14 protein-coding genes and 1 pseudogene are annotated in these 12,605 nt (G+C 74.3%); 9 read left to right on the top strand and 6 right to left on the bottom strand.

Translation table 11 applies throughout. The features are described 5' to 3' along the window. Nucleotides 1-318, top strand: a pseudogene (locus AB7J25_RS27425) (VWA domain-containing protein); the annotation flags it as partial. 661 nt (nucleotides 319-979) lie between these two features. On the opposite strand, the gene AB7J25_RS27420 reads toward AB7J25_RS27425, so the two are convergent. Further along, nucleotides 980-1,444: a MarR family winged helix-turn-helix transcriptional regulator gene (locus AB7J25_RS27420; protein WP_428513668.1), complete on the bottom strand. Its 465-nt coding sequence runs from the start codon at nucleotides 1,442-1,444 to the stop codon at nucleotides 980-982. A gap of 56 nt (nucleotides 1,445-1,500) precedes the next feature. Here AB7J25_RS27420 and AB7J25_RS27415 point away from each other — a divergent pair, with 56 nt between their 5' ends. Further along, nucleotides 1,501-1,950 (top strand): DUF5313 family protein, encoded by a 450-nt coding sequence (locus AB7J25_RS27415; RefSeq protein WP_428513674.1) that lies wholly within the window; start codon nucleotides 1,501-1,503, stop codon nucleotides 1,948-1,950. Nucleotides 1,951-2,110: 160 nt separating this feature from the next. Here AB7J25_RS27415 and AB7J25_RS27410 read toward each other — a convergent pair whose 3' ends face one another. From AB7J25_RS27410 to AB7J25_RS27400, 3 genes are all read right to left on the bottom strand, one after another. Then, complete coding sequence (locus AB7J25_RS27410; RefSeq protein ID WP_428513666.1) at nucleotides 2,111-2,746, bottom strand: SRPBCC family protein; 636 nt, start codon at nucleotides 2,744-2,746, stop codon at nucleotides 2,111-2,113. After that, entirely contained in the window at nucleotides 2,743-3,108 is a 366-nt protein-coding gene (locus tag AB7J25_RS27405) for an ArsR/SmtB family transcription factor (RefSeq protein WP_428513672.1), read from the bottom strand. The genes AB7J25_RS27410 and AB7J25_RS27405 overlap by 4 nt, the downstream gene beginning before the upstream one ends. Before the next feature lie 87 nt (nucleotides 3,109-3,195). Next, nucleotides 3,196-3,516 (bottom strand): hypothetical protein, encoded by a 321-nt coding sequence (locus AB7J25_RS27400; protein WP_428513664.1) that lies wholly within the window; start codon nucleotides 3,514-3,516, stop codon nucleotides 3,196-3,198. Nucleotides 3,517-3,576: 60 nt separating this feature from the next. Between AB7J25_RS27400 and fabG the strand changes: the two genes are divergently transcribed. The 4 genes from fabG (at nucleotide 3,577) to AB7J25_RS27380 (ending at nucleotide 8,182) form a co-directional block, all read left to right on the top strand. Then, nucleotides 3,577-4,287, top strand: coding sequence for a 3-oxoacyl-ACP reductase FabG (fabG, locus tag AB7J25_RS27395; protein WP_428513662.1), 711 nt, complete (start codon nucleotides 3,577-3,579; stop codon nucleotides 4,285-4,287). A 42-nt stretch (nucleotides 4,288-4,329) separates the two neighbouring features. Further along, nucleotides 4,330-5,115: an enoyl-ACP reductase FabI gene (gene fabI / locus AB7J25_RS27390; RefSeq protein WP_428513660.1), complete on the top strand. Its 786-nt coding sequence runs from the start codon at nucleotides 4,330-4,332 to the stop codon at nucleotides 5,113-5,115. After that, on the top strand, nucleotides 5,112-6,155 hold the full coding sequence (locus AB7J25_RS27385; protein ID WP_428513658.1) for a ferrochelatase: 1,044 nt from the start codon (nucleotides 5,112-5,114) through the stop codon (nucleotides 6,153-6,155). The genes fabI and AB7J25_RS27385 overlap by 4 nt, the downstream gene beginning before the upstream one ends. Nucleotides 6,156-6,298: 143 nt before the next feature. Then, the gene (locus AB7J25_RS27380; RefSeq protein WP_428513656.1) at nucleotides 6,299-8,182 is read left to right on the top strand and encodes a SpoIIE family protein phosphatase; all 1,884 of its coding nucleotides are present in this window, start codon (nucleotides 6,299-6,301) and stop codon (nucleotides 8,180-8,182) included. A gap of 12 nt (nucleotides 8,183-8,194) precedes the next feature. Here the strand turns inward: AB7J25_RS27380 and AB7J25_RS27375 are convergent, their stop codons facing one another. Then, on the bottom strand, nucleotides 8,195-8,995 hold the full coding sequence (locus AB7J25_RS27375; protein ID WP_428513654.1) for a hypothetical protein: 801 nt from the start codon (nucleotides 8,993-8,995) through the stop codon (nucleotides 8,195-8,197). A 154-nt stretch (nucleotides 8,996-9,149) separates the two neighbouring features. Here AB7J25_RS27375 and AB7J25_RS27370 point away from each other — a divergent pair, with 154 nt between their 5' ends. Genes AB7J25_RS27370 through AB7J25_RS27360 form a run of 3 tightly spaced genes read left to right on the top strand, consistent with a single transcriptional unit; the run spans nucleotide 9,150 to nucleotide 11,835 of the window. Beyond that, on the top strand, nucleotides 9,150-9,968 hold the full coding sequence (locus tag AB7J25_RS27370) for a DUF3097 family protein (protein WP_428513652.1): 819 nt from the start codon (nucleotides 9,150-9,152) through the stop codon (nucleotides 9,966-9,968). 19 nt (nucleotides 9,969-9,987) lie between these two features. After that, complete coding sequence (locus AB7J25_RS27365; RefSeq protein WP_428513650.1) at nucleotides 9,988-10,419, top strand: NfeD family protein; 432 nt, start codon at nucleotides 9,988-9,990, stop codon at nucleotides 10,417-10,419. A 45-nt stretch (nucleotides 10,420-10,464) separates the two neighbouring features. Continuing rightward, complete coding sequence (locus tag AB7J25_RS27360; RefSeq protein WP_428513670.1) at nucleotides 10,465-11,835, top strand: SPFH domain-containing protein; 1,371 nt, start codon at nucleotides 10,465-10,467, stop codon at nucleotides 11,833-11,835. A 96-nt stretch (nucleotides 11,836-11,931) separates the two neighbouring features. Here the strand turns inward: AB7J25_RS27360 and AB7J25_RS27355 are convergent. After that, nucleotides 11,932-12,605 (bottom strand): energy-coupling factor ABC transporter ATP-binding protein (locus tag AB7J25_RS27355; RefSeq protein ID WP_428513648.1); only part of this gene is annotated, 674 nt, incomplete at its 5' end.

Raw genomic sequence — 12,605 nt, 5'->3', positions numbered from 1 at the left:
CGCAAGGCGGCGGACGCCGACATCCCCGTCTCCACGATCTCCTTCGGCACGGACTACGGATCGATCGAGATCGACGGCGAACCCGTGCCGGTGCCCGCGGACGACACGTCGATGCGGGTCATCGCGCAGCTCTCCGGCGGGCAGTTCTTCGCGGCGGCGTCGGCGGCGGAGCTGCGGCAGGTCTACGCCGAGCTGGGCGAGCAGATCGGGTACGAAACGCGCCGCGTCGACACGAGCAGGCCGTGGCTCGCCGGAGGAGTGTTGCTGCTCCTCGCCGGGGTGGGCAGCGGGTTGGCGCTGGGGCGGCGCCTGCCCTGAGGCGGGGTGGCGGCGCGTTGGCGCTGCGGCGGTGGCTGTACTGCCCTCCTCGCCCCGCGGCCGCCGCGCGTCACTGCCGGGCTTCTCGCCCCGGTCCCCGTCGCGCGAACGGCCCGTGTGGGAAGTAGGTCTTCCCGTACGGGCCGTTCGCGGCCGGGGCGAGCGCCGCGGCCACCTCGGGGTGCGGTCGGGAGCGGGGTGCGGTGGGGAGCGGGGTGCGGTGAGCGGGGATGTGCGCGCTCGGTGCCGGCCGGTGTCGCCGCTTCGCAGGGATCGGGCACGCCTCGCAGGGCCTGCAGCCTCTGCGAAGCGTGTGTGGCGTCTGCGAGGCAGGTAGGAGGCCTCTGCGAAGCGCGCCCAGCCTCTGCGAGGCTGCTGGGAGGCCCCTGCGAAGCGAGCGCGGGGTCTGCGAGGCTGGTGGAGGGCCTCTGCGAAGCGCGCCCAGCCTCTGCGAGGCTGCTGGGAGGCCCCTGCGAGGCGCGCGCGGCGTCTGCGAGGCATGCGCGGGGTCTGCGAGGCTGGTGGGAGGCCTCTGCGAGGCGGGCCCAGCCTCTGCGAGGCAGGTGGCAGGCCGTTGCGAGGCGGGCGCTGGGCGGGCCCGGCAGGAAGGGCGCGCCGCGCCCCGCGCGAGGAGCGCCCGCCGGCCCACGGCCGCGCCCGATCAGGGTTCGCGCTCGGACCGGGCCGCCGCGATCACCCGGGTGAGCGCACCGTGCAGCTCCTCCAGTTCGGACAGCTCCATCCCCAGCCGCGCGATGATCGCCGGCGGGACCAGCTCGGCCCGGGCCCGCAGCGCGCGCCCCGCCTCGGTGAGCTCGACCGCGAGGACCCGCTCGTCGGCCCGGTCGCGGCCACGGAGCACCAGCCCGCCCGCCTCCAGCCGCTTCAGCAGCGGGGAGAGCGTGCCGGGATCCAGCGCGAGGGCGGCGCTGAGGTCCTTCACCGACCGCGGCGATCGCTCCCAGAGCGCGAGCATGACCAGGTACTGCGGATGCGTGAGGCCCATCGGTTCCAGCAGCGGACGGTAGAGCCCGATGACCGTGCGGGACGCGACGGCCAGCGCGAAGCACACCTGGCGGTCGAGCGCGAGCAGGTCGGGTACGTCACTTCGGGTCTCCGCGGGCATCGCTTCAGCGTACTCTGAGTGCGGCAACGATTGGTGCACAAACCATTGGGGTGAGCATGATGGAGACGTCGACGACGCCGCGCCGGTCGGGGCTGCGCCCGGCGCAGGGCCCGGTGCCGGCGCCGGGACCGCTGCGCTGGGCGCTCTACGCCTACGGAGCCGCACTCCCGGCCCGCTACCGGGACTGGGTCCTGCACGACCTCACCACGCGTACCTGGCAGCTGCGCCAGCTCGCCCGCGGGCTCGTGCAGGTGCTGCCGGCGGCGATGCTGGTGGTGCTGGTCGTGCCCGGCGACCTGTGGGTCCGCACGATGGCGGTGCTCGGCGGGGTCGTGATCGGGATGATCTACGCCGCGGCGTACGTCTACGAGACCACCGAGCACCGCGCGCTCAAGGCCGGCTTCCCGCGCGGGACGCTGCAGGCCGTCCGCGACGCCGCGCACGCACAGGAGCGGGAGGCCGCCGCCCAGCGCTACGCCCTGCGCCACCGCACGCCACGGGCGTAGCGCCGCCACCGTGGTAGCCGCGCCACCGGATGCCACGGCGTAGCGCCGCCGCCCCCGGTAGCCCGGCCACCACACGCCACGGGCGTAGCCGCCGGACCCTTCGACCGCTGCCGCACGGCGGAACGGCCGCCGACGCTCACCCTCCTCGGGTGGAGGACGCTCACCCCTCCTCGGGCGCGCCCGTGTAGAACGCCGTGGTGCGGGCGCCGGCGGCGCGGGCCGCCTCCGGGTCGGCCCCGGCCTCGACGCTCACCGCCTCCCAGGCTGCGCTGCTCGCCGTGGCGAACGCGACGCCGTCGGGGGAGATCGCCCATTCCTGCCCCTCGGCCGCGGCGGACTCCCCGGTGGCGAGGTGCGTCGCGAGCCCCAGGAACGCGAGGTCCCAGCCCACGCCTGTAGCGCCGGGCCCGTACCGCGTCCAGAACTCGTCGGGCACGTGCGCGACGTGCTCCAGGGTGAGACGGGTGCCGTCGGCGACCGGTTCGAGGGTGACCTCGATCCAGCTCACCTGCCCGCCGAACTCCCAGGTGGCGGCGAAGCCCTTCGGCGGGTCGCACCGCTCGACGACCCCCGCCGCGTTGCCCTCCACCTGGTAGCGCCCGCCCAGGCGCAGCTCCCCCGTCACCGGGGCGAACCAGCGGGGGAGCCGTTCGGGGTTGGTGCAGGCGTCCCACACGTCGTCGAGGTCGGACGGGTAGACCTGCGCGATCGTCTGGACGCGGGCCTCGCCCGCCTCGAGCGTCCGGGAGCCGAGGCTTCGGCGCACGGCCGAGATCTGGTGGGTGGCGTCGATCATGCCGATGGGGTCCTTCCTGTATCGGGGTCGGAAGCGAGCCGGCGGGCGCGCCTGCCGCGGGCCAGCTCGGTGCCCAGCGCGTCCAGCTTCGGTGCCCAGAACCGCCGGAACCCGTCGAGCCAGGCGTCGATCTCCCGCAGCGGCTCGGGTGCCACCGCGTAGAGCCGGCGCGCGCCCTCGGGTCGGACGGTCACGAACCCGTGCTCGCGCAGCACCCGGAGGTGCTGCGACACGGCGGGCTGGGAGATGCCGAACTCGTCCCCGACGCGGGCGGCGACGGCCCCGGCCGGCTGCTCCCCCCCGGCGAGCAGCTCCAGGATCCGCCGACGCACCGGGTCACCGAGGACGTCGAACGCGTGCACGGCCGCCACCGTAGAAGGATGTGCTTATATAAGTCAAGACGAAAACGGCGGTGACCCCGCTGGGGATCACCGCCGATGCGCGGGGCCTCAGGTCGTCGCCGCCCCGACCTCCACCGTGCAGCCCCAGTAGCCGTTGCCGGACAGGAAGCCCCCGTCGTAGCCGTGGTCCTTGCACCACTTGTCGGGATCGAGGCGCTTGATCGGCGCGAAGTAGTCCGTCCGCCAGGTCCGGCCGGTGCTGGAGTCCGTCGTGTACTTCGACTTCGGCACGGTCGCGAAGGCCGAGGCGGGCAGGGCCACGCCGATGCCGAGGGCACCGGCGGTGAGGACGAGGGTGACGAGCGCCTTGCGCATGGAGTTCCTCCCCGGGTCGCGGCCCCCGCTGCTGGAGCCGTCGGGCGCGTCCACGGATGTGAGCCCGTGCCGGTTCAGATCAGGGACCGGCACCGACGCACTAGGGTCTGCGCCGTGGGACGCAGCGTCTTGGTGACCGGAGGCAACCGGGGGATCGGGCTGGCGATCGCGACGGCGTTCGCCGCACTGGGCGACCAGGTGGCGGTGACGCATCGCGGGCCGGTGGACGGCCTGCCGGGCGAGCTGTTGGCCGTTCGCTGCGACGTGACGGACGCCGACCAGATCGACGCCGCGTTCTCCGAGGTCGAGGACAAGCACGGCCCGGTCCAGGTGCTCGTCTCCAACGCCGGCATCACCGACGACGGGCTGCTCATGCGGATGAGCGAGGAGTCGTTCACGAAGGTCGTGGACGCCAACCTCACCGCCGCGTACCGCGTGGCCAAGCGCGCCAGTCGCGGCATGCTCAAGGCGCGCAGTGGGCGCATGGTGTTCGTCTCGTCCGTGGTGGGTCTGCTCGGCTCGGCGGGCCAGGTCAACTATGCGGCGTCCAAGGCGGGCCTCGTCGGCCTCGCCCGCTCCATCGCCCGCGAGCTGGGCTCGCGCGGCATCACCGCGAACGTCGTGGCCCCCGGCTTCGTCGACACCGACATGACCCGTGCCCTGCCCGACGCCCGCCGCGCCGAGATCCTCACCCAGGTGCCGCTGGGCCGCTACGCCGCGCCGGAGGAGGTCGCGGCGGCAGTCACCTGGCTCGGCTCGGACGCCGCGGGCTACGTCACCGGGGCCGTGATCCCGGTGGACGGGGGCCTGGGCATGGGTCACTAGAGGTCACCAGCTCCCCACCCTGCTATCAGCGAAAGGGCTCCCATGGGTCTGCTCGACGGCAAGCGCCTGCTCGTCACCGGCGTGATCACCGACGCCTCGCTCGCCTTCCACGCCGCGAAGATCGCCCAGGAGCAGGGGGCGGAGATCGTGCTCACCGGGTTCGGCCGGATGCGCCTGGTGGAGCGGATCGCGCAGCGCCTGCCGCGGCCCGCCCCGGTCGTGGAGCTGGACGTCGCGGACTCCGAGCAGCTCGACACGCTCGCCGAGCGGGTGACGCCGCACCTCGGTGACGATCCGAGGCTCGACGGGGTACTGCACTCCATCGGCTTCGCACCCGCGAGCTGCCTGGGCGACGGCGCCTTCCTCACCGCGCCGTGGCCGGACGTCGCGCAGACGCTGCAGGTGAGTGCCTACTCGTTCAAGTCCCTCGCGGTGGCGTGCCTGCCGCTGCTCGGGCCGGGGGCGTCGATCGTCGGGATGGACTTCGACAACCGCCAGGCCTGGCCCGCCTACGACTGGATGGGCGTGGCGAAGTCGACGCTCGAGTCCGTGTGCCGCTACCTGGCCCGCGACCTGGGCCCCAGGGGCATCCGCGTGAACGTCGTCGCGGCCGGGCCGGTGCGCACGATGGCCGCGAAGTCCATCCCTGGCTTCGCCGCGTTCGAGGACGCGTGGGACGGGCGCGCCCCGCTGGGCTGGGACGTCAACGACCCGGTGCCCGTGGCGAAGACGGTGTGCGCGGTGCTGTCGGACTGGCTGCCCACCACCACCGGCTCGATGGTGTGGGCGGACGGCGGCTTCCACGCCGTGGGCGTGGCCACCCCGTGACGTACGAGGCCCTCCTGGTCCTGTCCTTCGGCGGACCCGAGGGGCCGGCCGACGTCCGTCCGTTCCTGGAGAACGTCACACGCGGCCGTGGCGTGCCGCCGGAGCGGCTGGACGCCGTCGAGGAGCACTACCGCCACTTCGGCGGGGTGTCCCCGCTCAACGCCCGCAACCGCGAGCTGGTCGCGGCCCTGCGCGAGCGGGTCGACCTGCCCGTGTACTTCGGCAACCGCAACTGGCACCCGCTGATCGAGGACACGGTCGCGCGAATGGCCAGGGACGGCGTGCGCCGCGCGCTCGTGTTCGCCACCAGCGCCTTCGGCGGCTACTCGGCGTGCCGGCAGTACCACGAGGACATCGCCCGCGCCCGGGCGGCGGTGGGGGAGGGCGCCCCGCACCTGGTGAAGCTGCGCCACTTCTTCGACCACCCCCTGTTCGTGGCCGCGAACGCCGCCGCCGTGCGCGCGGCCCGCGCGACGCTGCCTGCCGGGCTGCGCGACGACGCCCGGCTGGTCTTCACCGCCCACTCCGTACCTGCCGCCGCCGACACGACCTCCGGCCTCCCGGCCGAGGGCGGGCACCGCTACTCGCGGCAGGTGGCGGCGACGGCGGCACTCGTCGCGGCGGAGGTCGGGGCGGCCGACCACGACGTCGTGTGGCAGTCCCGGTCGGGCCCGGCGCGGATCCCGTGGCTGGAGCCGGACGTCATCGACCACCTCGACGGGCTCCACGAACGCGGGGTCCCCGCGGTCGTCGTGGCGCCCGTCGGCTTCGTGTCCGACCACGTCGAGGTGGTGTGGGACCTCGACACCGAGGCCCGCGAGCGGGCCGAGAAGCTCGGCATGGCGTTCGCCCGCGCCGCCACCGCCGGGCCGGACCCGAGGTTCGCCGATCTCGTCGTCGAGCTCGTCGACGAGCAGCGTTCCGGCACGCCCCCGCGCGCGCTCGGCGGAGCGCCGAGCGCAGGTGCCGGCGCGGACGGCACGCCCTGCGCGCCGGACTGCTGCCGTTCGGCGCATCCTGCCCGCCGTCCGACGTCTTAGTCCCAGGTGGACAACCGTTCCTGATCTACCGTGTGGGCACGTTCCCCCTGAAAGGCACCGAGGTGTCGGAATCAGAGCTGCACGACGTGGTGCACCCGATTCGCCCCAGTGGGCGGTCGGCCGCTGCCGACCTTCTGCGTGCCGTGGACCATCTCCCGGACGCGATCTTCGTGCACTCCGGTCCGGAGCACCACCTGACGGCGGTGAACCGGTGGGGGAAGTTCCTCGCGGGCCCGATCGACACGCTCGGCAGTCCCGCCCGCTCCGTCTACCCGCCGGACGTCGCGGACGATCTCGTCGGGCTGCTCGACGACGTCTACGAGTCGGGCGAGCCCGCATCGGGCCGGGAGTGGCGGTTCGCCGTCACGCGCCACGACGGGCGGATCGAGGAGCATCACGTCGACCTCGTCGCCACACCCACACGCGACGACCAGGGTGAGATCGCCGGGGTCGCCGTCCGCCTCGTGGACGTCACCGCGACGGTGCGGGACCGCCGGGCGAAGCAGCCGGAGGCCACGGAGCAGCATCAGGACCGCGCCGCGGCCTCGCAGGACGTCGTCCTGGGGCTGCAGCAGACACTGCTGGCCCGGGGCCTGCCGGTGGTGCCCGGCGTGCGCACGGCGGCGCGCTACGTCGTCACCCGTTCGGAGATGGGCGCGGGCGGGGACTGGTTCGACGGGATCGCGCTGGACGGCTCGTTCGCCGCGGTGGTGGGCGATGTCGTCGGCCACGGCGCCGACGCCGTGGCCGTCATGGGCCAGCTGCGGGCGGTACTCGGGGAGCTCCTGCACGACGCGGGCCCCGCCCCGGACCTCGCCGGTGTCCTGGCCAGGCTGGACCGGGCGGCCGCGCGGCTGCCCGGGGCGCGCGGCGCCACGGTGTGTGTCGCGGTGCTGGACCCTGCCGAGGGTCGGATGCGCTACGCCTGCGCCGGGCACCCGCCGCCCCTGGTGGTGTCGCCGGACGGCAGCACCCGCTTCCTCGCGCTCCCGGGCGGTGGCCCGCTGGGTGTGCCCGGCCCGCCCACCGTCGTCGGCCACGCCACCCTCGCTCCGGGCGAGCTGCTCGTGTGCTTCTCCGACGGCCTCGTCGAGCGCCCGGGGCACGACCTGGCACTCGCGACGGCCGAGCTCGCGTCGGTCGCGTCGGGGGTCGTGCGGTTCGCGGCGCGGGAGTCCGAGGAGCTCGCGGAGCAGGTCGCGCAGCGGATCGTCGAACACATGACGCGCGACGGCCACGACGACGACGTCACGCTGCTCGTGGTGCGCCGCACCGGCGAGTTCCCGCCGCCGCTGGACATCGACGTCGCAGCGGAGGCGGAGCAGCTCGCCACCGTCCGGCGGAGTCTGCAGGGGTGGCTGCGCGTCCTCGGCGCAGGACGGGCGCAGTCCACCGCGGTGGAGATCGCGGTGCTGGAGGCCGTCTCGAACGCGATCCAGCACGCCTACCCCGGGCGGGCGGGCGGGCGGGTCCGGGTCGAGGGAACTCTGGACGGCACCGGCAGGCTCAGCCTCACCGTTTCCGACGACGGGCGCTGGCGCGTCCCCGGTCCCGATCCCCGCGGCCGCGGCCGCGGTCTGGCGATGATCCGGGCCTGTGTGGACGAGGTGGAGATCGAGCGCACCCGGGAGGGCACGTCCGTGCTGCTGGATCACGCGCTGCGCACCGCCGCCGTGCTGGACGGTGCGCCGTCGCGACCCCCGGCCCGCCGGTCGGTGCGCGGCGAGGGTCGGATCTCGGTGACCCACGGGACGGAGCCGCGGATCGCCGTCGCCGGCCCGATCGACATCGCCACCGCACCCGCACTCCGCCGCGAGCTGCGGGAGGCCTCCCGCGGGGGCACCCTTCCGCTCACCGTCGATCTCACCGGCGTCAGCCACCTCGCGAGCGCGGGGGTGGAGCTGCTCTACACGTTCGTCGAGGAGATGCAGGTCGACGGCCGCCGCGTCGAGCTGGTGGCGCCGTCGGGCTCACCCGCGGGATACGCGCTGGAGCTCACCGGGCTGGACCGGCTCGTCAGGACGTAGGCGCCGCTCGCCTCAGACCATCGGGCTCGTCGCGAGCACCCGTACGGCCTCCGCCACCGCGGCGCGGCGCGCCACCCGGACGGCCGCGTCGATCGGGCGCAGGGCGTCCCGTCGCGCGGTGGCCGCCGAGGCGGAGAGCGCGCCGCCGGGGTCGTCACCCGATGCGGCGGCGAGGATCGCCGCCACCTCGTCCGCATGCTGGAGCACCCGCAGCACCCGCCCCGGCATCCCCGCGGGCCACAACGACTGCGGACGGGCCCGCAAGGCCGCTGCGATCTCCTCCCGCACCCCGGGGCGGTGGCGCGCCACACCCAGGGCCGTGAGCACCGACGCCGAGCGGCGCACCTGGTCGCGCAGGTCGGTCTCGGCCTGGCTCAGGGCCACGTACCCGGCGGGCGGCCCCGGGTCCGTGACCGGGTACACCGTCCACCGCAGCACGCCGTCCGCGACCGTCGTCGGCACGACGCCGATCCCGGCGTCGACGAACAGCACGCCCTCGGCCGCGGCCGTCGCCTCCCGGCTGAACATCCCGGGACCGGGCAGCCCCCGCACGTCGCCGGGGGCGGGCAGGACCAGGCGGGCGGCCGATCCGCTGCCGCCCAGACGTCGCAGCGCGGCCAGCAGGAACGTCACCGAGCCGACCGGTTCGCCCGGAGCCGGCAGCGCGGTGAGGGCACCGGTGTCGGCGTCGGCGGCCTGGACATCGTGCGCAGCGGCCCAGGGAGCGAGCGCGTCGAGCACGTCGTCGGGGGCCGCGGCGCCGGCCAGCCAGGCGGAGGCCCAGACGGTGAGCGTCGCGGAGGGGCAGGACACGGGCGCCAGGCTATCCAGCGCGCCGCGCGGTGGCACCCCGGCCGTGCGGGTGAACACGCACCCGTCGGAACATGCCCGATCGGACGGTGGGTGAACACGGTGTGGCGGCGTGTCGCTGCGGACGGTGATCTCTCCGGACCTGTACAACCGTGCGATGCCGCGCACGCACGACTACCGCGCCGCCTTCCGGGCCGACGGCACGGTCGTGCGCCGCCGCCGCGAGATCCCGCGGGTGGTGGCCGAGCTCGGAATGGTCGTCGAGGACGCGGCGGGCGGCTTCTGCGGCGCGGTGACCGACATCAACCACCGGGAGGTCGTCCTCGAGGACCGCAACGGGCGCAGGCGGCTGTTCCCGCTGCAGCCCGCGGCGTTCCTCGTCGAGGGCGTGCCGTCCACCCTGCTGCCCCCGCCACCGGCGCCCGCGAGTCGCGCACTCTCGGCGTCGGGTTCGGTGCGGGTGCACCACCTCCGCGCACGCACCGCGCGGGCGTCCCGGATCTGGGTCGAGGGCCTGCACGACGCGGAGCTCGTCGAGCGGGTGTGGGGCCACGACCTGAGGGTCGAGGGCGTGGTCGTCGAGCCGATGCACGGCATGGACGATCTGGCCACCGCCGTCGCCGACTTCGCCCCGGGCCCCGGGCGCCGCCTCGGCGTCCTCGTCGACCACCTCGTGGCGGGGTCGAAGGAGTCCCGGGCCGCCGCGTCGGTCGCCCGGGCGGACGTCCTCGTCACCGGGCATCCCTTCGTCGACGTGTGGGCCGCGGTGAAACCCGGCGTCGTCGGGATCCGGGCGTGGCCCGACGTCCCCCGCGGCACCGACTGGAAGACCGGCGTGTGCGCCGCGCTCGGCTGGGGTGAGCCCGCCGACGGCGCGCGCCGCGTGCTGGGCACGGTCCGGGATTTCCGCGATCTGGAGACACCGCTGATCAGGGCCGTCGAGCAACTGATCGATTTCGTGACGGAGCAGCCCTGATCTCTGGCAGGATCGTGTCATGACGGCCGCTGTGATATGGCTCATCGCGGGCCTGGTGCTGGTCTCCGCCGAGGTGCTCTCCGGCGAGTTCGTGTTGCTGATGCTCGGCGGGGGGGCGTTCGTGGCCGCGATCGCGGCCCTCCTCGGAATGCCGGTGCTCGGCAGCGCGATCGTCTTCGGTGCGGCGTCGGTGCTGCTGCTGTTCGCCGTGCGCCCGGCGCTGCGGCGCCGCCTGGACCGCGGGATGTCGTCGCACGTGATGAACACGCGCGCGCTGGTCGGCGGCTCGGCCGTCGTGGTGTCCCGGGTCGACAGCCAGGGCGGGCGTGTGAAGATCGGCGGCGACGTCTGGTCGGCGAAGGCGCTCGACGGGCGGGAGATCGAGCCGGGCGCCCACGTCACGGTCGTGAACATCGAAGGCGCGACGGCGATGGTCGTGTCGAAGGACTGAGTTCCCGGGGCAGACCGGGAGAGGAAGGGGAAGCCGGTGGACGCCGTGCTGCTCACGGTGGTCGGGCTGATCGTCCTGTTCGTCGTGGTGTCGGTGGTGAAGGCGGTGCAGATCATCCCGCAGGCCACGGCCGCGGTGATCGAACGCCTCGGCCGCTACAAGGACACCGCGGACCCGGGCCTGGTGTTCCTGGTGCCGTTCATCGACCGTGTGCGCGAGCGGATCGACCTGCGCGAGCAGGTCGTCTCGTTCCCGCCGCAGCCGGTGATCACGCAGGACAACCTGACGGTCAACATCGACACCGTCGTCTACTACCAGGTCACCGATCCCAAGGCCGCGGTCTACGAGATCTCCGACTACATCACCGGCGTCGAGCAGATCACCACCACGACGCTGCGCAACGTCGTCGGCGGGATGAGCCTGGAGGGCACGCTGACCTCCCGCGACGAGATCAACACCGTCCTGCGGGGCGAGCTCGACGAGGCCACGGGCCGCTGGGGGATCCGCGTCGCCCGCGTCGAGATCAAGGCCATCGACCCGCCGCCGTCGATCCAGGAGTCGATGGAGCGGCAGATGAAGGCCGACCGCGAGAAGCGGGCCATGATCCTCACGGCCGAGGGCCAGCGGGAATCGGCCATCCGTTCCGCCGAGGGGCAGAAACAGTCGCAGATCCTCACCGCCGAGGGCGCGAAGCAGGCCGCCATCCTGCAGGCCGAGGCCGAGCGGGAGTCGCGCATCCTGCGCGCCCAGGGCGACCGGGCGGCGCGGGCTCTGCAGGCACAGGGGCAGGCCAAGGCGATCGAGACGGTGTTCGCGGCGATCAAGGCCGGCAAGCCGACGCCGGAGCTGCTCGCCTATCAGTACCTGCAGACGCTGCCGCAGATGGCACAGGGCGAGGCCAACAAGGTCTGGCTGGTGCCGAGCGACTTCGGCAAGGCGCTGGAGGGCTTCACGCGGATGCTCGGCGCCCCGGGCGAGGACGGCGTCTTCCGCTACCAGCCCAGCCCGTCGGACGACGTCGAGAAGCCGGACTACAACGACGAGATGATCAAGAACTGGTTGGACACGGCCCCGGACCCGGTCACCGCCCGCGCGGTGCGGGAGGCGGAGGCGCAGGCCCGCCAGGAGCTGCCGCCCATCGGGGCGTCGGTCCCGGCCCTCGCGGGGTCGCCGAACGGGCCCGCGCACCGGATCGGGACGACCACGCCGATGCACGGGCTGCCCGCGGGCGCGCCGCCCGCCCCGCCTGCCCGACCCGCAGCGCCGCCTCAGGCGGCGCCACCGGCCGTTCCGCCCGAGGCACCGCCGGCCGCCGCCCCGCCCGTGCCTCCTGCGTCGGCCGACGCGGACCCGGAGAGCGCGCTGCCGACCCCACCCCGGGGAAACCCGGTCACGCCGCCGGACCCGCAGCCGTAACCGGCTGCGGCCTGCCTCCGCCGCGGACGGCCCGTATGGGAAGACCTACTTCCCATACGGGCCGTTCGCGCGCCGGGCGGGCCGGGCTCCGGTGCCTCAGGCCAGCCGGAATCCGAACGGCAGCTCGAGGCGGTGCCTCGCGAGCAGGTCCTGGTCGGCGAGCAGCTCGCGCGTGGGCCCGTCCGCCACCACCTCGCCGTCGTCGAGGACCACGCTGCGCGGGCACAGCTGCAGCGCGTACGGCAGATCGTGGGTGACCATCAGCATCGTGCGGTCCAGGCCGAGCAGCACCTCTGCCAGCTCCCGCCGGGCCACCGGATCGAGGTTGGACGACGGCTCGTCCAGCACGAGGATCTCCGGCTCGCACGCGAGCACGGTGGCCAGGGCGACCCGCCGCCGCTGACCGCCGGACAGGTGCAGCGGCGAGCGGTCCGCGAACTCCGCCATGCCGACCCGGTCGAGCGCGGTGGTCACGCGTTCCTCCAGCTCGGGACCGCGCACACCGAAGTTGGCCGGCCCGAACCCGACGTCCTCCCGCACGGTCGGCATGAACAGCTGGTCGTCCGGATCCTGGAAGACGATCCCGACCCGGCGGCGGATCTCGGCGAGGTTCGGCTTCGCGACCGGCAGCCCCCCGACGCACACGCTGCCGTGGCCGCCGGTGAGGATCCCGTTGAGGTGCAGCACGAGCGTCGTCTTCCCCGCGCCGTTCGGACCGAGCAGCGCCACCCGCTCGCCGCGTTCGATGCGCAGGTCGACCCCGTAGAGGG

The sequence above is a fragment of the Pseudonocardia sp. genome, from assembly GCF_050246655.1.
Taxonomy (GTDB): Bacteria; Actinomycetota; Actinomycetes; order Mycobacteriales; family Pseudonocardiaceae; genus Pseudonocardia.
The sequence above is the reverse complement of the archived record's forward strand: the minus strand, read 5'-3'. Positions and strand labels throughout refer to the sequence as shown.

Excerpts from the sequence above, each read along its gene's own strand:
- fabI (WP_428513660.1), top strand. The coding sequence starts at position 4,330 with ATGGGTCTGCTCGACGGCAAGCGCCTGCTCGTCACCGGCGTGATCACC.
- AB7J25_RS27420 (WP_428513668.1), bottom strand. The coding sequence starts at position 1,444 with ATGCCCGCGGAGACCCGAAGTGACGTACCCGACCTGCTCGCGCTCGAC.
- AB7J25_RS27410 (WP_428513666.1), bottom strand. The coding sequence starts at position 2,746 with ATGATCGACGCCACCCACCAGATCTCGGCCGTGCGCCGAAGCCTCGGC.
- AB7J25_RS27370 (WP_428513652.1), top strand. The coding sequence starts at position 9,150 with ATGCCGCGCACGCACGACTACCGCGCCGCCTTCCGGGCCGACGGCACG.
- AB7J25_RS27365 (WP_428513650.1), top strand. The coding sequence starts at position 9,988 with ATGACGGCCGCTGTGATATGGCTCATCGCGGGCCTGGTGCTGGTCTCC.
- AB7J25_RS27415 (WP_428513674.1), top strand. The coding sequence starts at position 1,501 with ATGATGGAGACGTCGACGACGCCGCGCCGGTCGGGGCTGCGCCCGGCG.